Origin of the sequence: Haloferax denitrificans ATCC 35960, assembly GCF_000337795.1 — an archaeon.
Taxonomy (GTDB): Archaea; Halobacteriota; Halobacteria; order Halobacteriales; family Haloferacaceae; genus Haloferax; species Haloferax denitrificans.
Window position 1 is genome coordinate 216,077 of record NZ_AOLP01000008.1, and the last position, 21,153, is coordinate 237,229.

General features: G+C 66.8%; 20 protein-coding genes. 5 read left to right on the plus strand and 15 right to left on the minus strand.

Features of this window, described 5'->3' with window-relative positions; genetic code table 11:
- The first annotated feature begins 36 nt into the window (after positions 1-36).
- From C438_RS06390 to C438_RS06405, 4 genes are all read left to right on the plus strand, one after another.
- Complete coding sequence (locus tag C438_RS06390) at positions 37-222, plus strand: CbtB domain-containing protein (RefSeq protein WP_049917797.1); 186 nt, start codon at positions 37-39, stop codon at positions 220-222.
- Positions 223-224: 2 nt separating this feature from the next.
- Positions 225-1,085: a CbtA family protein gene (locus C438_RS06395; RefSeq protein WP_004968508.1), complete on the plus strand. Its 861-nt coding sequence runs from the start codon at positions 225-227 to the stop codon at positions 1,083-1,085.
- On the plus strand, positions 1,085-1,426 hold the full coding sequence (locus C438_RS06400) for a (2Fe-2S) ferredoxin domain-containing protein (RefSeq protein ID WP_004968509.1): 342 nt from the start codon (positions 1,085-1,087) through the stop codon (positions 1,424-1,426). The genes C438_RS06395 and C438_RS06400 overlap by 1 nt, the downstream gene beginning before the upstream one ends.
- Positions 1,427-1,551: 125 nt before the next feature.
- The gene (locus tag C438_RS06405) at positions 1,552-2,046 is read left to right on the plus strand and encodes an Lrp/AsnC family transcriptional regulator (RefSeq protein ID WP_004968510.1); all 495 of its coding nucleotides are present in this window, start codon (positions 1,552-1,554) and stop codon (positions 2,044-2,046) included.
- Positions 2,047-2,172: 126 nt separating this feature from the next.
- Here C438_RS06405 and C438_RS06410 read toward each other — a convergent pair whose 3' ends face one another.
- Positions 2,173-3,585: an APC family permease gene (locus C438_RS06410; RefSeq protein WP_004968511.1), complete on the minus strand. Its 1,413-nt coding sequence runs from the start codon at positions 3,583-3,585 to the stop codon at positions 2,173-2,175.
- 264 nt (positions 3,586-3,849) lie between these two features.
- Entirely contained in the window at positions 3,850-5,229 is a 1,380-nt protein-coding gene (locus C438_RS06415) for an NAD-dependent succinate-semialdehyde dehydrogenase (RefSeq protein WP_004968512.1), read from the minus strand.
- Positions 5,230-5,487: 258 nt separating this feature from the next.
- Here C438_RS06415 and C438_RS06420 point away from each other — a divergent pair, with 258 nt between their 5' ends.
- Positions 5,488-6,798 carry an aspartate aminotransferase family protein gene (locus C438_RS06420; protein ID WP_004968513.1) on the plus strand — a complete coding sequence of 437 codons (1,311 nt, stop codon included), beginning with the start codon at positions 5,488-5,490 and terminating at the stop codon, positions 6,796-6,798.
- Positions 6,799-6,858: 60 nt separating this feature from the next.
- Here the strand turns inward: C438_RS06420 and C438_RS06425 are convergent, their stop codons facing one another.
- From C438_RS06425 to C438_RS06485, 13 genes are all read right to left on the minus strand, one after another.
- A complete protein-coding gene (locus C438_RS06425) occupies positions 6,859-7,233 on the minus strand; it encodes a cupin domain-containing protein (RefSeq protein ID WP_004968514.1) in 375 nt (124 codons plus the stop codon).
- A 232-nt stretch (positions 7,234-7,465) separates the two neighbouring features.
- Positions 7,466-8,515, minus strand: coding sequence for a zinc-dependent alcohol dehydrogenase family protein (locus C438_RS06430; RefSeq protein ID WP_004968515.1), 1,050 nt, complete (start codon positions 8,513-8,515; stop codon positions 7,466-7,468).
- 136 nt (positions 8,516-8,651) lie between these two features.
- Positions 8,652-9,323 (minus strand): helix-turn-helix domain-containing protein, encoded by a 672-nt coding sequence (locus C438_RS06435; protein WP_004968516.1) that lies wholly within the window; start codon positions 9,321-9,323, stop codon positions 8,652-8,654.
- A 119-nt stretch (positions 9,324-9,442) separates the two neighbouring features.
- Positions 9,443-9,973 (minus strand): Lrp/AsnC family transcriptional regulator, encoded by a 531-nt coding sequence (locus C438_RS06440; protein WP_004968517.1) that lies wholly within the window; start codon positions 9,971-9,973, stop codon positions 9,443-9,445.
- 138 nt (positions 9,974-10,111) lie between these two features.
- Complete coding sequence (locus tag C438_RS06445; RefSeq protein WP_004968518.1) at positions 10,112-11,233, minus strand: DUF917 domain-containing protein; 1,122 nt, start codon at positions 11,231-11,233, stop codon at positions 10,112-10,114.
- The gene (locus C438_RS06450; protein WP_004968519.1) at positions 11,230-12,318 is read right to left on the minus strand and encodes a DUF917 domain-containing protein; all 1,089 of its coding nucleotides are present in this window, start codon (positions 12,316-12,318) and stop codon (positions 11,230-11,232) included. The genes C438_RS06445 and C438_RS06450 overlap by 4 nt, the downstream gene beginning before the upstream one ends.
- A complete protein-coding gene (locus C438_RS06455; RefSeq protein ID WP_004968520.1) occupies positions 12,318-13,862 on the minus strand; it encodes a hydantoinase/oxoprolinase N-terminal domain-containing protein in 1,545 nt (514 codons plus the stop codon). The genes C438_RS06450 and C438_RS06455 overlap by 1 nt, the downstream gene beginning before the upstream one ends.
- A complete protein-coding gene (locus C438_RS06460) occupies positions 13,855-14,946 on the minus strand; it encodes a DUF917 domain-containing protein (RefSeq protein WP_004968521.1) in 1,092 nt (363 codons plus the stop codon). Before C438_RS06460 ends, C438_RS06455 begins: the two co-directional genes overlap by 8 nt.
- Positions 14,943-16,013 carry an ABC transporter ATP-binding protein gene (locus tag C438_RS06465; RefSeq protein WP_004968522.1) on the minus strand — a complete coding sequence of 357 codons (1,071 nt, stop codon included), beginning with the start codon at positions 16,011-16,013 and terminating at the stop codon, positions 14,943-14,945. Before C438_RS06465 ends, C438_RS06460 begins: the two co-directional genes overlap by 4 nt.
- Complete coding sequence (locus C438_RS06470) at positions 16,006-17,118, minus strand: ABC transporter ATP-binding protein (protein WP_004968523.1); 1,113 nt, start codon at positions 17,116-17,118, stop codon at positions 16,006-16,008. Before C438_RS06470 ends, C438_RS06465 begins: the two co-directional genes overlap by 8 nt.
- The gene (locus C438_RS06475) at positions 17,115-18,014 is read right to left on the minus strand and encodes an ABC transporter permease (RefSeq protein WP_004968524.1); all 900 of its coding nucleotides are present in this window, start codon (positions 18,012-18,014) and stop codon (positions 17,115-17,117) included. Before C438_RS06475 ends, C438_RS06470 begins: the two co-directional genes overlap by 4 nt.
- Positions 18,011-19,042 carry an ABC transporter permease gene (locus C438_RS06480; RefSeq protein ID WP_004968525.1) on the minus strand — a complete coding sequence of 344 codons (1,032 nt, stop codon included), beginning with the start codon at positions 19,040-19,042 and terminating at the stop codon, positions 18,011-18,013. The genes C438_RS06475 and C438_RS06480 overlap by 4 nt, the downstream gene beginning before the upstream one ends.
- Complete coding sequence (locus tag C438_RS06485) at positions 19,039-20,760, minus strand: ABC transporter substrate-binding protein (protein WP_049917840.1); 1,722 nt, start codon at positions 20,758-20,760, stop codon at positions 19,039-19,041. The genes C438_RS06480 and C438_RS06485 overlap by 4 nt, the downstream gene beginning before the upstream one ends.
- Positions 20,761-21,153 lie beyond the last annotated feature (393 nt).

The following is a 21,153-nucleotide window of genomic DNA, read 5'->3' on the forward strand; positions in this document are numbered from 1 at the left end:
ACAATCAGACTTGGTTTTCATCAACCTGAGTTTACCATGGCTACGGCGAACACCGTCAACGGTCGTATCGAACGCGCTCGAACCGAGCTGTCACCCACGCAGATGGCCGCGGGAGCCCTCTTTATCGCCGCGCTGGGCTTTACGCTCCTGTTCGTGCAGGACCCGCTCGTCCACGACTCGCTCCACAACTTCCGCCACGCGGCCGGCGTCGCCTGCCACTGACGATGTTCGCCGAGTACCTGACTCGGGGGGTGAAGGCGGGGGTCGTCGCCGGACTGGTGTTCGGGCTGTTCATGGCCGTCGTCGCCAACCCCCTCGTCGCCTACACGGACGAACTGAACCACGCCACGGTTGAGGAGAGCGGTCACAGCCACGAGGCGGAGAGCGCCCACAGCCACGAAACCGAGGGAACTCACAGCCACGAAACCGAGGGAACTCACACCCACGAGGCCGAAGGCACCCACGCCGGTGAAGGCGGCGGCCACCACGACACCGCGGTGTCGATGGCGGTCACGAAGGTCGTGAGCGTCGCGGCCGGCGGCCTGTGGGGCGTCGTGCTCGGCGGCGCGTTCTTCGGGGTCGCGTTCTTCTTCCTCGAACCGGCGATTCCGGGTCCCGACGCCGCAAAGAGTTACCTGATGGGCCTCGCGGGGTTCATCACCGTCTCGGGCGCGCCGTGGCTGGTCCTCCCGCCGGCCGCGCCGGGCGCGGAGCAGTCGCTTTCGGTGGCGACGCGGCTCCCGCTCTACGCCGGGATGATGCTCGCCGGCGCGCTCGCCTGTCTCTCGGCCGGCTACGTCTACACCCGCCTGCGCGAGTCGAGCGGCTCCGTCGCGGCCCTCGTCGGCGCGGCCGTCCCGTTCGCCCTGCTCGCGGCCCTTGCCGTCGTCGCCCCCGAAAACGCGGTTCACGGGGCGCTGTCGCCGACGCTCGAAACCGGACTCACCGGACTGTTCGCGTTCGGTCAAGTCCTCCTGTGGCTCGTCCTCGCGGCGGCGCACGCGCGGTTCCGTCCGTCGAGTGCGTCCGAGTCCGAATCGGCGATTCCGACCGCCGGCCGGGACTCGGCTCCCGCGGCCGACTGATGCGCGACCGAACCGACGAGGTTCGCGAGCACGGCTTTACCGACCACGTGTTGGTCTGTACGAACAGCCGGGACTCCGAGTACGCCGACTGCGCCGAGGCCGACGGCCCGGCGGTGTACGACGCGGTGACGGCGTGGCTCCGCGACCGGGGCGTCCTCTGGTCGCGGGTTCAGGTCGCCGAAACGAGCTGTCTCGGACTCTGTAGCGCGGACGGGGCCGCGGTCGCTATCCACCCGCGGAACCGGTGGTACTCGGACGTTCGCCCCGAGGACGTGCCGGCGCTGTTGGCCGACGAGTTCGGTCCCGACGCGTCGAACCTCGGCGTTCAGCCCACTCGCTGACCGTCTCGTGGACAACCGTCGGCGTCTGCGCCGCGCCCGTCTCACCACCGTTTTGCCGGTTTCTCCCCGACGCGGACGGGGTTGGACACAGAACAATAATATCGTTGCACTTCTGATTACGGTTCATGGACGAGAAGGACCTTCGAATCCTCAAAGCCATCGGGACGCTCGAATCGGGGAGCCCCGACCGGATAACCGAGGAGACGGGCATCCCGAAGTCGACCGTTCACTATCGCCTCGAACGGCTCCAAGAACAGGGCATCATCAAAAACGACATCTTCGACATCGACTTCGAGAAGGCCGGGCTGAACCTCACGCTCATCACCGAGGTCTGGGCCGAGTACGGCTCGGAGTACCACAAGGAGGTCGGCGACAAGCTCGGCGAGGTGCCCGGCGTCAATCAGGTCTACTTCACGCTCGGCGACACCGACTTCGTCCTGATTTCGCACCTCGCCTCGCGCGCGATGGTCGAAGACCTCATCTCCGAGTTCGAGGAGATAGACGAGATTTCGCGGACGAGTTCGACGTTCGTCATCACGACCATCAAAGACGAGCCGAACCCGCTGAACGACTACGAGCTCGAAGAACTGAAAGCGGCGCTCCTCCCCGACGTGTCGTAACGCGGTCCGCGCCGACTCCGCGAGGGCGACGACTCGCACCCGCGATGCGTTCGACCCGCATCCGCGTCCGCGTCCGCATCGCGGCTGAACCCGCACCGACACCGCGTTTCGACCGCCGGAAGCGAATCAGTCTTCGAGTTGCTGGGCGCTCAGGTGCGCCTTGGCCTCCGTCCGGGTCGGGAGCCCGCCGGCGACGGCCAGCAGGACGACGCCGAGCAGACACCAGCCGCCGACCATCGCCCACTCGTAGGGCCACGCCAGCGCCGAGGGCGAGCCGGGGAGGTAGAGGCCGACGAAGAACACCGTCAACAGCAGTCCGAGCGCGCCGACCGCGTAGCCCGCGGGGAGCTTGAACGGCCGGTCGAAGTCGGGGTCGCGGTAGCGGAGCACGAGGAACGAGACGACGACGAGGAGCCACGCCGTCACCATGCCGAGGCCGCCGGCGTTGACGACCCACACGAGCATCTGCTCGCCGAACAGGGGCGCGAGCGCCGCGAGCCCGCCGACGAGCACGATTGCGGTCGACGGCGTGTCGTGGTCGTCGTGAATCGTCGCGAGCCTCTCGGGGAGCATGTTCGAGTCGGCCATGGCGTAGATGGCGCGACTGGCTCCGAGGACGAAGCCGTTCCAGCTCGTGAGGATGCCAGCGAGGCCCGCCAGCGCCATGATGCGGCCGATGGTCACGCTGTCGAACGCGATTTCCATCGCCGTCGCCGCGGGGAGCGAACTCTCGACGAGCGTCGCGCCCGTGGCGACCTGCCCGGCCGCCCAGATGACGGCGATGTAGAACGCGGCGGCGCAGGCGACAGAGAGGCCGATGAGCCCGCCGAGGAGCTTCGGAGACACGTCGGCCTCGCCCGCGGCCTGCGGAATCACGTCGAAGCCGACGAACATGAACGGCGTCATGATGGCGACCGTGAACACGCCGCCGATGCCGGCTCCCGCGAGCGGCGGCGACGACGGCGACGTGCCGTTGAACAGCGCGCCGAGGAGGAGCGTCAGGCCGGACAGCGTGATGACGAGCGCGAGAATCGCCTGGAACTGCGCGGCCGGGCGGACACCCCGGTAATTGAGGTACGTGATGACCACGGAGCCGATGACGCCCGTCGCGACCCACGTGCCGTAGACCGGCTGGCCGGCGACCGTCCAGAGTTCGAACACGTTGAAGCCGGGGACGATGTACGCGAGGGCGCTCGGGAGCGCCACCGCCTCGAACGCGACGACGCTGATGTAGCCGAAGATTATCGCCCACGTGCAGGCGAACGAGCCGGCCGGCCCCAACGCCCGCATGCTGTAGACGTGTTCGCCGCCGACGAAGGGCATCGCCGAGGCGAGTTCGCCGTAGATGAGCGAGACGACGGACACCATGAACCCGCCGAGGACGAACGCCGAGATGGCGCCGGTGACGCCGCTCTGGTCGATAAAGTACCCGGTCTGCACGATCCAACCCCATCCGATCATCGCGCCGAGCGCGAGCACGAACACGTCGCGCTTCGAGAGGACGCGTGAGAGTTCTCCTGTCATGGTTATGAGTGACATCACCACATTCTAACTTACCCACTATATATCTTACTGTGTTCAATTTTTGGTAGATATTAAGAACACAGTCCAATAGTTGCGTGTCGTCTGGGACGACAAACCGGGCGGCGATTCACCGAAAAATCGCCAAACGGGCGGCGGTTCGAATGGTAGTCAACTCGTCGTGCAGAAAGAAACGCTGGGAACGCTCGATTCACCTTCCGGGCGTCGTCGCGGGCGTCGCGTGGGGTGTCGCTCCGAGCGTCGAGTCGGGTGCCGACTCGGTTACTCGTCGGCGGGCGCGTCCTCGACCCAGACCGTCTTCGTGTTGACGAACTCCCGAATCCCGTGTCGGGAGAGCTCGGTGCCGTAGCCCGAGTCCTTCGTCCCGCTGAACGGGACCCGCGGGTCCGACGCGACGACGTGGTTGACGGCGACGTTGCCCGCGGTGAGCTTCGTCGTGAGCGCCTCGCCGCGCTCGGCGTCGGCCGTCCAGACGCTCGCGCCGAGGCCGTAGGGCGTGTCGTTCGCCACGCGGACCGCCTCCGATTCGTCTTCGACCTCGATGACGGTGGCGACGGGGCCGAACAGCTCCTCGGTCCTCGCGGGCGCGTCGTCGGGCACGTCGGTCAGCACCGTCGGCGGGTAGTAGTGGCCCGGTCGGTCGAGCGGTTCGCCGCCGAGGCGGAGCGTCGCGCCGGCCTCGACGGACGCCGCGACCTGCTCGTGGAGCGTCTCCATGAGGTCCGCCCGGGCCTGCGGCCCCACGTCGGTCTCGGGGTCGGTGGGGTCGCCGACGGTCAGCGCGCGCATCTCCTCGGTGAAGCGCTCGACGAACTCGTCGTAGACGGCCTCGTGGACGAGGAATCGCTTCGCGGCGATACACGACTGGCCGTTGTTCTGGGTCCGCGCCCGTGCGGCCCGCTTCGCGGTCGCGTCGAGCGGCGCGTCGTCGAGGACGACGAAGGGGTCGCTCCCGCCGAGTTCGAGCACCGTCGGCTTGAGTTCGCGCCCGCTCGTCTCCGCGACGGCCCGCCCGGCGCGGGTGCTTCCCGTCAGGCTGACGCCGCGAATCCGGTCGTCTTCGATGACGCCGGCGACGCGCTCGGCGGGAATCTGGAGGGAGGTGAACACGTCGTCGGGATAGCCCGCCCGCTCGAAGACGGAGGCGATGGCGTCGGCGCACCCGAAGACGTTCGGCGCGTGCTTGAGCACGGCGACGTTTCCGGCGGTGATGTGCGGGGCCGCGAACCGGAACACCTGCCAGAACGGGAAGTTCCACGGCATCACCGCGAGCACCGGGCCGATGGGCTCGTAGGAGACGTAGGTCTTCGACCCCGGCACGGTGCCGATGTGCTCGTCCTGCAGGAACTCGGCGGCGTGTTCGGCGTAGTAATCGCAGACCCACGCGCACTTTTCGACCTCGGAGACCGCCTGCTCGACGGGCTTTCCCATCTCCTCGGTCATCAGTCTCGCGTACTCATCGCTGTTCTCGCGTAGCACGTCGGCCGCGGCCGCGAGCAGTTTCTCGCGCCGCGAAATCGGCGTCTCGCGCCACGATTCGAACCGGTCCCACGCGGCGTCCAAGCGCGCGTCGACCGTCGTTTCGTCGTGCTCCTCGTGCGTCTCGATGACCTCCTCGGTCGCGGGGTTGATGGATTTCATGGTCGGCTCTCGGGAGCGCGGCGGTCGCTCGCGGCTCCCGCTTGGCTCCACCGTCGCCCCATATATTGATAAATGTTCCAGTGGGCTCCGATTATTCGAACTGTGTTCAAAACGCGTCGGTGACGAACGCAGTCGAGTGCGGGGCCACCAGCTACGTCCGAGCGTAGAGCGACGGATTCCGCCCCGACACAATCGATATATTCTGAACTTTGTCCCACACAGAACAATTTATTAGGATTCAGTTTAGACTGTGTTTCTATGAGAGAACAGACGACGAATTCGTCGGTCGAGGCGGCGTACGACGACTATCTCATGCCGATTTGGAAATCGCTGAACGTCCCGGTCGAGCGGGCGTCCGGCTGTACCCTCGAAGACTTCGACGGCAACGAGTACCTCGACGTGTTCTCGGGTATCTCGGTGACGAACGTCGGACACAACAACGAGGCCGTCGTAGAGGCCGCGACCGAGCAGTTAGAGGAGTTCGTCCACGGCTGTTCGTACGTCCACCCGAACCGGCCGGTGGCCGACCTCGCGGAGACCATCGCCGAGGTGACGCCGGGCGACCTCCAGAAGACGTTCTTCTGTAACTCCGGCACCGAGGCCGTCGAGGGAGCTATCAAACTCGCCCGGAAGTACACCGGCTCGAAGGAGGTCATCTCGCTGGAGATGGGCTTCCACGGCCGCACCCTCGGGAGCCTCGCGCTCACCGGCAACAGGGCCTACAAGCAGGACATGGCCCCGACCATCAACGACGTGGCTCACACCGCGCCGCCGTACGCCTACCGGTGTCCCCGCTGTGAGGGCGACACCTGCGGCGCGGACTGCGCCGACGCGCTCGAACGGGTCATCGGCTCGCACACCAGCGGCGACCTCGCGGCGGTCGTCGTCGAACCCGTCATGGGCGAGGCCGGCATCGTCGTCCCCTCGGAGGCGTGGCTCAAGCGAGTGCGGGACATCGCCCACGACCACGGCGCGCTCCTCATCGCCGACGAGGTCCAGACCGGCTACGGCCGCACCGGCGAACTGTTCGCCACAGAGCACTTCGGCGTCGAACCCGACATCCTGACGCAGGCGAAGGGCATCGCCAACGGCCTGCCCCTCGGCGCGTTCACGGCCCCCGCGGACATCGCGGACGCCTTCGGCTCCGGCGACCATCTCTCGACGTTCGGCGGCAACCCCGTCGCCTGCGCCGCCGCGCTGGCGACCATCGAGGAACTCCAGAACGGCATCATCGACAACGCCCGCGAGAACGGCGAGTGGCTCTCTGCCGAACTCGCCACGCTCGAATCCGACTACGACGTGGTCGGCGAGGCCCGCGGCCTCGGACTGATGCAGGGCATCGAACTCGTCGACCCGGAGACGACCGGCCCGCAACACGTCGCGCCCGCCCCGGACAAGGAGCTCGCGGCCGCGGTCGGCGAACACCTCCGCGAGGAGTCCAACGTCGTCATGGGCGTCGGCGGCTACTACAAGAACGTCATGCGCTTCCAGCCCCCGCTGACGATTTCGCAGGCGCAACTCGGCGAGGCCGTCGACGCGCTTCGCGCCGCGCTGGACGACCTGACCTGATTCGACGACGACGCACGCAGTATGTGAACTGTCGGACTGCCTCACCTGTCGCCGTTCCGGTCACTCGACGACTGTCGGCCCGGCCCCTTCCGGTTGGGCGATTACCGAGAGGTGGCTGAACGGCGCGTTTGCGCCCGACTCGTTTCCGTGCCAGTGTTCCTCGTCAGGGTCGAACGCTATCAGGTCGCCCTCCGACACCGTCCGCTCTTCGTCGCGCGTCCCCACCACGCCCGTGCCGTGGGTGACGTACAGAATTTGCACGCCGTCGTGCGTGTGCCACTTGGTCCGCTCGCCGGCGCGGAACGTCACTTCAGAGGCGCTCACGCTCGTACCGTCGAACGCGCTCGCGACGCCTTTGGTCAGGAGCACCGTCGACTCCTGAACCGGATGCTCCAGTACTTCGGTCTCGGCCGATGGGATGTGTGTCACGTCCATGTTTGCTCTTCGGTCCTCCCTCGCTTGGTCGTGATGCTATACCCAAAGCCTATTTAAGTACTCTCGGGGCGATGGATGCTCGACAGAGCGGCTTCGAAAAGGGAAGCGGGACCCAGTTGGGTGCCTCTGACGGCGTGGTGGGTGGTGGATTGGGGTTGGGGAGGGGGGCCCCGCTGAAACGGCCGTCTACGCCGGGGCGCGTCCCGGCTTTCGTGTGGGCGAGTGGCGCGTCTTACTCGTCGATTTTCACCATGACCTTGATGGCCTCGCGGTCGTCCATCGCCTGATAGCCCTCCGGGACGCCGTCGAGGTCGACGGTCTTCGTCAGGATGGGCGACGGGTCGAGGGTGCCCTGCAGTACGTCGTCCATGAGTTCCTCGATGTAGTTCCGGACGGGCGCGCCGCCGGCGGAGAACGAGAGGTTCTTGAAGAATATCGGTTGGAGGAAGTCGGCGGACTCGACGTGCGGGACGCCGACGGCACCGATGGAGCCGCCGGGGCGGGCGACCTGCGCGGCGGTTTCGAGCGCCGACGCCGCGCCGACGCATTCGAGGACGTGGTTCGCGCCGCCGTGGGTGAGTTCGAGGACTTCCTCGACGGCCTCCTGCCCGCGGGACGAGACGGTGTCGGTCGCGCCGAGTTCGCGGGCGACTTCCAAGCGGTCTTCGTGGTGGCCGACCGCGATGATGCGCTCTGCGCCGATGCGCTTGGCCGCGAGGACGCCGCACAGCCCGACCGCGCCGTCGCCGATGACGACCGCGGTGTCACCGGCTTCGAGGTCCGCCAAGACGGCGGCGTGGTGACCGGTCGACATCACGTCCGTCAGCGGGAGGAGCGATTTGAGCGTCTCCTCGTCGTCGGCGTACCGTTCGGGAACCCGAACGACCGTGCCGTCGGCGTGGGGGACGCGGACCTTCTCGGCCTGCGCGCCGCCGGCCTCGCTACCGTGGGGACCGAAGAACCCGCCTTCCACACACGCGGTGTGGATGCCCTTGCGACAGAACTCGCACTCCCCGCAACTGTACGCGAACGGGACGAGCACGCGGTCGCCCGGCTGGACGCTCGTGACGTCCTCGCCGACTTCCTCGACGATTCCCATCGGCTCGTGCCCGACGGGGGAACCGGCCTCGTGTTCCTCGTGGCCGCGGTAGAACCAGAGGTCGGACCCGCAGATTGCGGTGTGGGTGACGCGGATGACCGCGTCGGTCGGGTCCTGAATCTCGGGTTCGGGTTTCTCCTCGATGCGAATGTCGCCCGGACCTCGATAGACTGCTGATTTCATGTACGATGTGAGGTACGGACCTAAGGGGCATAGATTCGATGCTATATGGAAAGTCCATTTAACTGCTGGCGGGTGACCGTCCCGCTCGACCACGGGGAAGCGAGCCGACCGCGTGGGGACGTGACCCCGCGGCGGTTCACTGCGTGGGCGGTTGCATCCGCGCCTGCATGCCCAGCGAGGAGGTAATCAGTTGCCGCTCGCCGCGCCGGAGGAGACTCGACAGCGACGGTTGCGAGATGCCGAGCTCGGCGGCCAGCTCCTCGGACGTGACCTGCCGCGGACTCTCGTAGTAGCCGCGGGAGACGGCGAGCGTCAGCGCCTCCCGCTGGCGGTCGGTGAGGTTGTCCGACGACTCGTCGGACGCGGACGCCTCCGACGTGATGGACACGAGGTCCAGCGAGATGCCGTTGGCCTCACAGCTCTCTCGGAACCTGTTGAACCCCTCGTACTCCTTGAACACTTTCGTCTCGTACCAGCCGTCGGCGGTGACGACCGTGGGCTCGAGCTGTGCGCCCTCGAAGTCGGGTTCGAACGCCTTCGAGACCGACTCCGCCAGTTCGACGGTGAGTTTGTAGACCGACTTGTCGCCCGTCTCTCCGAGCGCGTCGATTTCGACGACCTCGTCGAACGCCAGGAGGTCGCTTTCGGTGATGCCGTCGTCGCTGTCGAACCGCGCGGTGAACACCTGAACGTCCGGCCGGAGGCAGAGGGCGTGAGCGCACTCGACCCCGTCGGGCTGGAGGGCGTCCGCGACGCTGACGAGCGGGAGCGAAGGAGACCGAAGGACGAACTCGGTGGTGATTGCCATTAGACACTCCCACGCCGTCCGGAGAGTTAACGTTCCGGGTCTCCCTAATCTGGGCGGCGCGGCCGGGCCGCCGGTCTCGCGGTCGGCGGTCGGGCGGCGGATTCGACCCTCCACCCCGACTAGGGCCGGTCCAGCTCTTTGTCCCACGCCTTCCACGTCTTCAGAAGCGGGACGATGGTGTAGTCGTCGACGATGTCCTCGCCGTCGAAGAGGTCCCAGACGTACTCTTTCAGCGCGTTCAGGTCGGTGTGCCACGCGCTGAACACGAGGTCGTACTCGCCGAGACAGGAGCTCGCGTTGTAGACGAGCCCCTCTTCGATGAGCATCGTGATGAACTCGGTCCGAACCTCCGAGGAGACGTGCTGGTCGAACGAGACGAGTATCTGCGCGTCGGCGAGGTCGGCCTCCTGGAGGACGATGACCGCGAGGATTTCGAGCACGTCGCTCTCCTGGAGCTTCTCGCGGCGGCGACGGACCGCGGTCCGGGAGAGCCCGACGCGCTCGGCGAGTTCGGTGTCGGAGATGCGGCCGTTCTCGTTGAGCGCGCGGAATATCTCGTAGTCGTGCTCGTCGAGGTAGTTTTCGAGGACGGCTTCCGGCGTGTTCGGGTCGGGCGGCGCGTCGGCGGACGTGAGGTCGGGGTTTTCCATGATCGGATGTATTTCGGGGTTCGATTTGAAACTGCTGATGGCGCAACCGTATCAAAACGACACGGGAGTCGTTCCGAATCGGCTAGTCTGTGGGTCGCATCGCGGGGACCGGTCCGGCGCGTCCGCGCGTCCGGCGGGTCACCACCCCGTCTCGTCCCGCGGAAGCGGGTCGTACGGAACCTCGTACCCGAACGCTTCGGGGCCGATGACGTCGAGCGCCTCGGGCGTCGTGAGGAGTTCGGGCGCGGGCACCCCGAGGACGCGGACGCGCTGGCCGTACCGCAGGGCGTCGGTCGTGACCGGCGCGCCGGTGTCGGTGTCGACGAGGCAGATGAGGTCGGGGACGGTCGTGCGGAGGTCGCCGTCGTCGTCTCGCGCGACGAGGAACTCGTTTTGGAACTCGATTTCGAGGGTCGCGTCCTCGTTCTCGTCTATCCCGGCGAGCGTGACGCTCCCGAGCGCGAAGCCGTCGCGGTTGCGACGATGTACGTCCACGATTTTCCCGGCGAACAGCTCCTCGCCGCCGAGGAGTTCGCGGCCGGCGTCGACGGGGTCGGTGCCGGCGTCGCGGGCGCGCTCGACCGCCCGCCCGAGTTCGGTGGCGAGCGAGACGGTGTGCGGAATCGCGTACTCCGAGACGAACGCGCCGGTCATGAGCGGGAAGGCGTAGCCCGAGCGACCGCCCATCTGGACGGTGATGGCCCGCGCGAGGTCTTCGAGGCGCTTGGCCGAGTCGATGTCCCGGTAGACGACCTGATTGCCGCGCTCGTCGGTCGTCGCCGCGTAGTTCACGGGCGTCCCGTAGATGAAGAACGTGTCCATCTGGAGCTCGGGGAACGCCCGGCCCATGCCGTCGGCGTCGACCACGGGGAGGTCGGTCATCGCCCCCACGCACAGCGGGGCCATGCTGTTCGCGCCGCCGATTTCGCCGGGGATGAGCGCGTCGACCGTCTCGCCGGAGAGGTCTTCGATGGCCCGAAGCGACTGTACCTCCTCGTCGCCGCCGGCGAACTTCTCGACGCTGATGGTGGGCGCGCCCATCCCGCCGACGCTCGCCACGGTGGCGTCCGCGGGGAGGTCCCGCGGGTCGACCAGTTCGACCGAATCGGGGTAGGCGTCGTCTTCGAGGAGCGTCTGCAGGCGCAGGCGGCCGAGGCGGGGGTTGCCGCCGCCGCCGGTGCCGAGGATGCCCGCGCCGGTGCCGAGCGCTTCGAGGTCGTCGAGCGTTACCTCCGTCAGGTGTGGGATGTCGAAACTCATGGGTGGTCCGCGAGTGGTTCGTAGGTCGCGTCGAGGCCGAACGACGCCGGCCCCCACACGTCGAGCGCGGCGGGCGTCCGCATTATCTCGGGCGTCCGAATGCCGAGGACGCGGACCCGCGCCCCGTACCGGAGGCTCTCGGTCGGAATCGGGCCGCCCGTCTCGCGGTCGAGGACGGTGATGAGGTCGGGGACGGTCGCCACGTAGCTTCCGTCGACCGCCGCGCCGAGGTTCTCGTTTTGGAACTCGATGCGCATCGCCGACCCCTCGTCGGCGTCGAGGCCGTCGATATCGACGTGCCCGAAGACGAACCCGCGCTCGGTGCGGCGCTGGACGTCGACGATTTTCCCCTCGAACAGCGACCGCGCCTCGCCGTAAATCGACTCGCGGGTCACCTCGCGCACGGCGTCCATCGCGTCGTCCTCGGCGAGTCGGAGCGCGCGACCGAGGTCGCGGGCGAGCGACATCGTCCCGGGGATGGCCGTCTCTTTGACCTGCGCGCCGGTCATCGGGTAGTCGGAGACGTAGCCGACGCCGCCCATCCTGACCGTGACGCCGCGGGCCAGCCACTCCAACTGGTCGTTGTCGTCCGTCTCGATGAGGCAGGTGTTCCCCCGCTCGTCGCTGACGGCGGCGGGCGTCCCGCTGACGCCGTAGATGTTGAACGTCTCGTGTTGGAGTTCGGGGAACGCCCGACCCATGCCGTCGGCGTCGACCACGGGAAGCCCGCGGCGGGCCGCGACGGCGAAGGGGAACGTGGAGTTGATGCCGCCGCATTCGATGGGCATCGTCGCGTCGGCGGTCTTCCCGACTTCGCGCTCGACGCGCTCCATCGAGGTGACGGCCTCCCGCCCGCTCGGGAGCTTCTCGACCGAGACGGTCGGCGCGCCCATCTGGGCGGTCGGGACGACGAAGTCCTCGGCGTCCAGTTCGTCCGGGGGAAGGAGTTCGACGGGACCGAACTCCTCGATGGCTTGCTTCGCCACGAGTTTGCCGACGTGGGGATCGCCCCCGCCGCCGGTGCCGAGAACGGTCGCGCCGAGCGCGATGTCCTCTATCTCCTCGACGCCGATTTCGATCGTCATCAGTGCTCGAGCGCCCCGGCGGCCTTCACCTTGATTCGCACCGCGTTGCCGGGCAGGTACGAAAGCGGGACCTCCTCGACGTCGACGATGTCCACGCTGTCGGGGTCCGCGCCGGCCGCGAGCGCGTTGTCCGTGGCCTCGTCTTTCGCGTGCTGGATTGCCTCCTCGCGGTCCATCTCGTCGAGGCTGTAGATGCGGTCGACCTCGCCGGAGACCTGCGCGATGGCGACGCCGACGGCGTTTGCGACCTCGTAGTGGTCGGGCTTGTGGACCTCGCTCGCGCCCGCGATGTCGTCGGGGACGAGGATGCTCCCGCCGCCGACGATGACCACGGGGACGGGCTCGGCGCTCGTCTTCATGCGGTCGACCTCGCGCTCGACGCGCTCTCTGACGTACTCGCGGGCGGCCTCGACGATGTCCGCGTCCACGTCCGGCGTCACGGAGCCGATGTCGATGGTGCCCGCGGCGACTTCGAGGTCGGTCGCGGTCAGCGTCTCGCCGCCGAAACACCTCGCCTCCTCGGTCAGCTTGTAGCCGACGCTCTGGGGGCCGACGGTGACGCCGTCGTCGGTCGAGACGATGGAGCCGCCGCCGATGCCGATGGCGATGATGTCTGGCATGCGGAAGTTGGTCTTCACCTCGCCGATTTCGACGGCGACACTGCTCTCGCGGGGGAAGCCCTCGGTGACCGCGCCCACGTCGGTCGTCGTGCCGCCGACGTCGACGATGATGCCGTTTTCGACCGCAGAAAGGTACGCCGCGCCGCGGACCGAGTTCGAGGGACCGCTGGCGACGGTGAAGATGGGGTAACGGATGGCGTAGTCGACGCTCATCAGCGTCCCGTCGTTCTGGCCGAAGTAGAGGTTCGCGTCGATGCCGCGTTCGTCCATCGCCTCGACGAAGGCGTTCGCGGCCTCCGAGGCGACGCTCGTGAGCGCGGCGTTGAGCGCCGTCGCGTTCTCGCGTTCGAGCAGGCCGACGCTCCCGATTTCGTTCGAGACGGAGATGGGCACGTCGTCGCCGACCTCCTCGCGGATGAGTTCTGCGACCCGCGTCTCGTGGTCGTCGCGGACGGGCGAGAAGACGCTCGTCACGGCGAAGGCGTCCACGTCGGCGAACTCGCGAATCTGCGCTCTGACCTGTTCTTCGTCGAGGTCGTTGAGGAGTCGGCCGTCGAACTCGTGGCCGCCGTCGAGGATGGCGACGTTGTTGCCGATGGCCTCGGCGAGGTCGTCGGGCCATTCGAGAAGCGGGCGGATGCTCTGGGTCGCGGGCGCGCCGATGCGGATGACGCCGACCTCGTTGAGGCCGCGTCGCTCCGTGATGGCGTTCGTCGCGTGGGTCGTGCCGAGCATCACGTAGTCGAGTTCGTCCTCGGAGACGCCGCTGTCGTCGAGGACCACGTCGAGGGCGCTGAGGATGCCCGAGGTGATGTCTTCGGTCGTGGGGGTCTTCGTCTTCGCGAGGAGGTTGTCGTCGCCGTCCATGACGACGGCGTCCGTGTTGGTGCCGCCGACGTCGATTCCGATTCGGTAGTCAGTCATTCGTGGGTTGCTGGAGAGTTTCGATTGGTTCGTAGTCGATGCTGTAGTCGAAGTACGCCGGGCCGACGAGGTCGAGTCCCTCCTCGGTCCGCCACTTCGGCGAACACGGCATGCCGATGACCCGCACCCGGTGGCCGTAGGCGAGTCGCTCGGTGGTGACGGGGTCGCCCGTCTCGGCGTCCACGACCGTAATCAGGTCGGGCGTGCTCGCCACGACGCCGCGCTCGGAGTCGCGGGCGACGAGGTTCTCGTTCTGGAAGTCGAGGGTGAACGTCCGGCCCTCGCAGTCGTCGATGCCGTCGAGGGTCGCCTCGCCGACCGCGAAGCCGCCTTCGGTCCGGCGCTCCACGTCGGTTATCTTCCCCGCGAACAGCTCGTAGCCGTCCGTGAGTTCGAGGACCGACTCGACGGGGTCCCGCGAGCGGTGCTTGGCGGTGCGAATCGCCTCGCCGATGTCGTGGGCGAGGGACATCGAGTCCAGAATCGCGTGTTCGCGGACTTCTGCGCCGGACAGCGCGTAGGTGCCTATCATGCACGCGCCGCCCATCTCGATGCTCGTCACGCGGGCGAACGCCTCGGCGTACTCGTTGCTGACGGTGTTCACGAGAAGCGAGTTGCCCTTCTCGTCGGCGATGCTCATCGGTGTGGCGCTGACGCCGCCCATCGTGAGCGTCACCATCTGCACCTCGGGGAATGCCCGGCCCATGCCGTCGGCGTCCACGAGGGGAAGCCCGAGCGCGGCGGCGACGGCGATGGGGACGGTGCTGTTCAGCCCGCCCGCCTCGATGCTCATCGTCGCGTAGGCCTCCTGTCCGAGGTGCGTTTCGAGCGCCTCGAAGGCGGAGAGCGCCTCGGTTCCCTTCGGCATCTTCTCGACCATCACGGTCGGCGCGCCGAGCATCGCGCTCGGGATGACGAGCGCGTCGTCGGGCACGTCTCGCGGGTCGATGAGGTCGACGGGTCCGTGCTCTTCGATAGCCTGCTGTGCCATCAGCTTCCCGATGTAGGGGTCGCCGCCGCCGCCCGTCCCGAGGACGGTCGCGCCGGTGGCGAAGTCGTCGATGTTGTCTGTGGTTATCTTCATGGCTCTTGGTTCGATGCGACCGTCTCGTCGGCGACCGCCGCGACGGCCACCTCGGGCACGTCGTCGAACGCGTCGGCGTACGCCTCGTCGTAGATGTGACACCGGACGCTGGGTCCGGCGTCGACCGCGACGAACTGCGGTTCGTCGGCCGAACACGCGTCGGTCGCGTAGGGACACCGCGTGTGGAACCGACAGCCCGTGGGCACGTCCCGCGGACTCGGAATTTCGCCCCGGAGCGGTTCGTGCCGCGGCTTGTACGCCTCTTCCTCGTCGGTCGTGACGGGAATCGCGGAGAGAAGCGCCCGCGAGTAGGGGTGTCGCGGCCGCTGGAAGACCTCCTGCGTGGGGCCGCGTTCCTGAATCTCGCCGAGGTACATCACGGCTGTCTCGTCGGCGAAGTTGCGGACCAAAGAGAGGTCGTGGGTGATAAACAGGTAGGTGAGTCCGAACTCCGCCTGTAAGTCTTCGAGGAGCGCGATAATCTTCGCCTGCACGCTCACGTCGAGGGCGCTCGTCGGCTCGTCGAGCAACAGCAGTTCCGGCTCGACCGCGAGCGCGCGGGCGATGTTCACCCGCTGTTTCTGCCCGCCGGAGAGTTCGTGGGGGTACTTGTTCCAGTACTCGTCGTTCAGCTCGACGCGTTCGAGCAGGTCGACCACGCGCTCCCGGAGGTCGGACTTCGGCACGCCACGCGCTTTGAGCGGGACCGCGAGCGACTTGCCGATGGTCCGCCGGGGGTTCAGACTCGACGTGGGGTCCTGAAACACCATCTGGACGCGCGACCGGAGGCGAGCCAGTTGCTCGTCGGTCGCGTTCGTGATGTCCTCGCCGTCGAATCTGACCGTCCCGCCGGTCGCGCCGGTCAGGCCGATAATCGTCCGGGCGACGGTGCTTTTCCCACTGCCGGACTCGCCGATGAGCGCGAGGGTCTCCCCGCGCTCGATGTCGAACGAGACGCCGTCGACCGCTTTCACGTGGTCGGACGTGCGCTTGATGATGCCGCTTTTCACGGGGAAGTACTTCTCGAGGTCGTCGACCACGAGCAGGGGTTCGGACACGTCAGTCACCCCCCGTCTGCTTGCCCGGTCGCCGGGTCATGTGGCTCCGGGTCTCTTCGACCGTCGGCCGCTCGGACGCCGGCACGGCTTCGTCGTAGAGGACGCACTCGACGCCCGTCTGCGGGCCGCGCTCGTACATCTCCGGGCGGGCCTCCTCGCACTCGGCGGTGGCGTAGGGACACCGCGGCGCGAACCGACAGCCCGGCGGCGGGTCGAGGTACTCGGGAATCGAGCCGTCGATGCCGGTCGCCATCTCGTCGCCCGTCAGGCGCGGAATCGACGCGATGAGCCCCTGCGTGTAGGGGTGTTTCGGGTTCTCGAACAGCTCTTCTGTCGGCGCGGTCTCGACGATGCGGCCGCCGTACATGACGTACACGCGGTCGCTCACCTGTCGGGCGACGCCGAGGTTGTGGGTGATCATCAGGACGCTCAGGTCGTGGTTCTCGATGAGGTCCTTCAGCAGGTCGAGAATCTGGTCGTGAATCGTCACGTCCAGCGCGGTGCCGATTTCGTCGGCGATGAGCAGGTCCGGCTCGTTCAGCAGGGCCTGCGCGATGAGCGCGCGCTGGCGCATCCCCCCGGACAGTTGCGACGGGTACGAGTCCATGATGTTCTCGGGGTCCGGCATCTGGACCTCGCGGAGCATCTCCAAGACGCGCTCGCGGGCCTCGTCGCGCTCGCCGCTGAAGCGGCGGCGGAAGAACTCCACGACGCCCGTGTCGCTGTCGCCGCCGAACTGCGCGGTGTCGGTGAGCTGTTCGCCGATGGTGAACGTCGGGTTCAGACTCGACATCGGGTCCTGGAAGACGAGGCTCATCCGCTGGCCTTTGACGCGCTCGAACTCGCGGTCCGAAAGCGACAGCAGTTCCGTCCCGTCGAACGTGATTTCGCCGCTGACGCGGGCGGGCGGCTGATTCAGCAGGCGGAGGATGGACTTCATCGTCACCGACTTGCCACAGCCGGTCTCGCCGGCGATGGTGACAACCTCGCCTTTGCCGATAGAGAGGTTGACGCCGTCGATGACCTCCGCGAGGCCGTCGAACGACTCGAAGCCGACTTCGAGGTCTTCGACGGTCAAAAGCGGGTTCTCGGCGACCGGCTCGTCGAGTCTCATCGGTTCACCTCCACGTCGAAGAGGTCACGCAGGCCGTCGCCGAGCATGTTGAACCCCATCACGAGGACGAAGATGGCGAGCCCGGAGAAGACGCTCACCCACCACGAGTCGGGCAGGTAAGAGGTCCCTTGGCTGACCATCGTCCCGAGGCCGGGCTGGGGCGGCTGGACGCCGACGCCGATGAACGACAGGCCCGCGCCGATGAGGATGACGAAGCCCGCGTCGAGGGTCACCTTGACCAGAATCGGCGACAGCGTGTTCGGGAGAATCTCCCGAAAGAGGATGTGCGGCGTGCTCGCGCCGGCGAGCTTCGCGGCCTGCACGTACTCCTCGCTTCGCTCGCTGGAGACGATGCTCTGGACGAGGCGGGCGTGCCACGTCCACCACAGCGCCGCGATGGCTATCATCGCGTTCGTCAGCGTCGGCTCCAGGGCCGACGTGATTGCCAGCGCCATCACGAGCGGCGGTAAGGCGAGCGCCGTGTCGGTCGCCCGCATGATAATCGTCTCGGTCCAGCCGCCGTAGTAGCCGGCGACGAGGCCGAGGAGCACGCCCACGGGGACGCCGAAGCCGAGGACGACGGCCACGAGCATGAGCGACAGCCGGTAGCCGAAGAGGATGCGCGAGAGCACGTCGCGGCCGACGTGGTCGGTCCCCAGCGGGTGGTCGACGCTCGGCGGCTGGAGCGTGTTCGAGAAGTCGGTGAACTTCCCGGCGTGTTCGGGGTACGGCGCGACGACGGGCGCGAAGACGGCGAGCAGGACGATGGCGATGATGATGCCGAGACCGATGACGCTCATCGGCCTGCTCGTAAAGCGCTTCCACGACCGTTGCCAGAGCTCGCGGCGCTCGGCCGAGACGACCCGGTCGAGGACGCTCGCCGACTCGGTGCTCATGTCGCCTCCTCCATCGCCAATCTGATGCGCGGGTCGACGCGACCCAGTAGCACGTCGACGAGGAAGTTGATGCTCACGAACGCGACGCCGATGGTCATCGTGACGCCGACGACGGCGTTGAAGTCGTTGTTCAGCACCGCGGTGACGCCGTAGGACGCGAGACCGGGCCACGAGTAGACGAGTTCGATGAGGAACGCGTTGCCCAGAAGCGAGGCGTACAGGAGCCCCAGAATCGTGAGCGTCGGGATGAACGCGTTCTTGAGCGTGTACTTGTACGTGACGAGCCACGAGGGGAGGCCGAAGCCGCGTTCGGCCTCGACGTAGTCCTGGTCTTTCACGTCAATCATGCTCGACCGGGTGATGCGCATCACCTGTCCGATGCCGGCGAGCGAGAGCGCGAGCGCCGGGAGGATGATGTGCGCCCACGCGTCGACGTGGGCCGCGAGGTTCCCCGACAGCAGGGTGTCCACGAGCAGGAAGCCCGTGAACCGCGAGACGCCAGACCCGAACTCCGAGCCGAGTCGCCCCGTGATGGGGAGCCATTCGAGCAGGTAGCCGAATATCAGCTGGAACATGATTGCGATGAAGAAGCCGGGCACGCTCACGCTGAAGAACGCGACGAGCCGCGTCGCGTTGTCGGCGAGGCCGTCTTTGTTCTGCGCGGCGATGACGCCCAGCGGGATGCCGATGACGACGGTGAGGAACATCGACACGGTGATGAGTTCGAGCGTCGCCGGCAGGTAGTAGACGATGTCGGTGCTGACCGCGCGCTTCGTTTCGAGGCTCGTGCCGAGGTCGCCGACAAGCAGGCCCCGCATGTAGTCGAGATACTGCAGGGGAATCGGCTTGTTCAGGCCCATCTCGGCCGCGAGCGCCTGCACCTGTTCTTCCGACGCGAGCGCGCCGAGGGCCATTCGCGCGGGGTTCCCGGGGAGCACTCGTGACGTGGTGAAGATGATTATCGACAGGCCGATGAGACTCACGAGGATGCCCGCGAGCCGGCGCACGAGATACTGCCAGTACTTCATTCTTGGTAGAAGTCGGGGAACCAGTAGTCGAAGCTCATCGACGGGCGGAAGGTGTAGCCCCGCACGTCGTCGGCGAAGGCGTGTTTCTTCGACTGGACGAAGATGAACAGGTCGGGGTACTGATTCGCGATGCGTTCCTGCACTTCGGCGTACAGTTCGGCGCGAGTGTCGGCGTCGACCGTCGAGCGAGCCTCGTCGATGAGGGAGTCGACGTTCTCGTCTTCGAGGTGTTCCATGCTCATCCACGTCGAGGCGGCCTCGGAGTGGTACTGGTTGTAGAACACCGTGTCGGGCGAGGGGTACACCGGCCCGTAGAACACCTGATTGATGTGCGGCGTGTCCTCGACGCTCGTGGCGAGTTCGGTCATCGTCCCCCACGTCTGGGGGTTCAACTCGACGTCGATGCCGATTTCGTCCATGTTCTGCTGGAACAGAAGCCCCATCTTCTCTTCGAGGCCGTAATCTTTCACGTAGGTGTTCTGGACGGTGATGTCACCCTCCTCGTAGCCGGCGTCGGCGAGAATCTGCCGCGCCTTTTCGGGGTCGTAGGTCGGCTGGACGATGTCGTCGTTGTGGACGCCGAACGACGACGGGAGCGGGCCCTGCGCGGGGAGCGACCCCGGCGCGATTTCGTTGCGCGCCGTCTCGTAGTCGAAGCCGTAGGCCATCGCCTCGCGGACGGCGGGGTCGTCGGTCGGGGCCTTCTGGGTGTTGATTTTGAAGTAGAACGTCGTCACCGTCGGCACCGACTCGACGCGGATGTCGTCTTCGGCCGCGAGCGCCTCGTAGGTCTCCTCGCTTTGGTACTGGCTCGACATATCGAGTTCGCCCGTCTTCATCAGCGAGCGAACCGTCGGGTCGTTGGTGATGATTTGGACGGTGACGTTGTCGTACGCGCCGTCTTTGAACGAGCCCCAGTAGTCGGCGTAGCGGCTGAACGAAATCTGCGCCTGCCGCTCGAAGCCCGCGAGTTCGTACGGGCCGGAGCCGGCGTCGTTGTCGTTGAGGAACGACTGGCCGTAGTCGCCGCGGTCGCCGAAGTCGCCGTCTTCGGCGTTGTCGAGGACCAACTGCTTGTCCACGACGAACAGGAGCACGAGCGTCGCGAGGAACGGCGAGTGGACGCGGTCGAGCGTGAACGACACCGTCCGCTCGTCCTCGACGGTCACGTTCTCCTTCGAGAGCACGTTCCCGAGTAGCGACGAGTAGCCCTGATTGATATCGAGGAAGCGCTCGGCCGAGAACTGCACGTCCTCCGCCGTGACGGGGTTGCCGCTGTGGAACGTCGCGCCCTCGCGGAGCGTGAACGTGTAGGTCTGGTTGTCGTCCGAGACGGTCCAGTCCTCGGCGAGGTGCCCCTGTAGGTTCCCCTCCGTGTCGGGGAACACGAGCGGGTCGTAGAGGTTGACCAACGCGAGCACCTGCGTGTAGTCGGTCCCCTTCGCGGGGTCGACGGTCCCGAAGCGCTGGGTCGCGCTCATGCGGAGCGTCGAACCGCCGCCGTCGCCGCCGGACGACGACTCCGTCTCTGTCTCCTCGTCGTCGCCGCCCGAGGCCGTGGTCTGTTCTTGGCCGTCGTAGCTCTCGCCGCCGCCGGAACAGCCGGCGAGACCGGCGATGCCGGCAGTCCCGAGCGCCTTGAGGAAGTTCCGCCGACTCGCCGCGTCTCCGAACCGAGCGCGGACCGACTCCGACGCCGACCCCGCCTGCGACCGCATCTGTGTGATGTCCTTTCTCGACATGCGTTACTCATTCTCACACGATTGCAATGGAACATAAAGGTACCGTATAGTAACCTAAAACAATATTCTCGGTTCAAAACGAAATGCTCTGTGAACAATATGGAACAATGTGGTTGTCTGTCGCCTGCCACACGGCTGGTCGCGTCTCCGTAATCGGCAGACTGCACGACCGTCCGCAGAACTCCGCCGACTGTCGTGGCCGACTGGCGGATTAGTTTCCCGCCCGCTGGCGCTCGTGCGCCACTCTCGACCGTATTTCTCCCGTTACTGCGACGAGAGTCCGTTCCCGGCTATACCGTTATCGGTCGCCCGAATACGATACCTGTCAGAATACAACTTTGTATTCGAATCTGATTATTTTGAAATCGA

Excerpts from the sequence above, each read along its gene's own strand:
- C438_RS06480 (WP_004968525.1), bottom strand. The coding sequence starts at position 19,042 with ATGAAGTACTGGCAGTATCTCGTGCGCCGGCTCGCGGGCATCCTCGTG.
- C438_RS06430 (WP_004968515.1), bottom strand. The coding sequence starts at position 8,515 with ATGAAATCAGCAGTCTATCGAGGTCCGGGCGACATTCGCATCGAGGAG.
- C438_RS06445 (WP_004968518.1), bottom strand. The coding sequence starts at position 11,233 with ATGAGTTTCGACATCCCACACCTGACGGAGGTAACGCTCGACGACCTC.
- C438_RS06475 (WP_004968524.1), bottom strand. The coding sequence starts at position 18,014 with ATGAGCACCGAGTCGGCGAGCGTCCTCGACCGGGTCGTCTCGGCCGAG.
- C438_RS06415 (WP_004968512.1), bottom strand. The coding sequence starts at position 5,229 with ATGAAATCCATCAACCCCGCGACCGAGGAGGTCATCGAGACGCACGAG.
- C438_RS06470 (WP_004968523.1), bottom strand. The coding sequence starts at position 17,118 with ATGAGACTCGACGAGCCGGTCGCCGAGAACCCGCTTTTGACCGTCGAA.
- C438_RS06460 (WP_004968521.1), bottom strand. The coding sequence starts at position 14,946 with ATGAAGATAACCACAGACAACATCGACGACTTCGCCACCGGCGCGACC.
- C438_RS06440 (WP_004968517.1), bottom strand. The coding sequence starts at position 9,973 with ATGGAAAACCCCGACCTCACGTCCGCCGACGCGCCGCCCGACCCGAAC.
- C438_RS06420 (WP_004968513.1), top strand. The coding sequence starts at position 5,488 with ATGAGAGAACAGACGACGAATTCGTCGGTCGAGGCGGCGTACGACGAC.
- C438_RS06455 (WP_004968520.1), bottom strand. The coding sequence starts at position 13,862 with ATGACTGACTACCGAATCGGAATCGACGTCGGCGGCACCAACACGGAC.
- C438_RS06390 (WP_049917797.1), top strand. The coding sequence starts at position 37 with ATGGCTACGGCGAACACCGTCAACGGTCGTATCGAACGCGCTCGAACC.
- C438_RS06435 (WP_004968516.1), bottom strand. The coding sequence starts at position 9,323 with ATGGCAATCACCACCGAGTTCGTCCTTCGGTCTCCTTCGCTCCCGCTC.
- C438_RS06425 (WP_004968514.1), bottom strand. The coding sequence starts at position 7,233 with ATGGACGTGACACACATCCCATCGGCCGAGACCGAAGTACTGGAGCAT.
- C438_RS06410 (WP_004968511.1), bottom strand. The coding sequence starts at position 3,585 with ATGTCACTCATAACCATGACAGGAGAACTCTCACGCGTCCTCTCGAAG.
- C438_RS06450 (WP_004968519.1), bottom strand. The coding sequence starts at position 12,318 with ATGACGATCGAAATCGGCGTCGAGGAGATAGAGGACATCGCGCTCGGC.
- C438_RS06485 (WP_049917840.1), bottom strand. The coding sequence starts at position 20,760 with ATGCGGTCGCAGGCGGGGTCGGCGTCGGAGTCGGTCCGCGCTCGGTTC.
- C438_RS06405 (WP_004968510.1), top strand. The coding sequence starts at position 1,552 with ATGGACGAGAAGGACCTTCGAATCCTCAAAGCCATCGGGACGCTCGAA.
- C438_RS06400 (WP_004968509.1), top strand. The coding sequence starts at position 1,085 with ATGCGCGACCGAACCGACGAGGTTCGCGAGCACGGCTTTACCGACCAC.
- C438_RS06395 (WP_004968508.1), top strand. The coding sequence starts at position 225 with ATGTTCGCCGAGTACCTGACTCGGGGGGTGAAGGCGGGGGTCGTCGCC.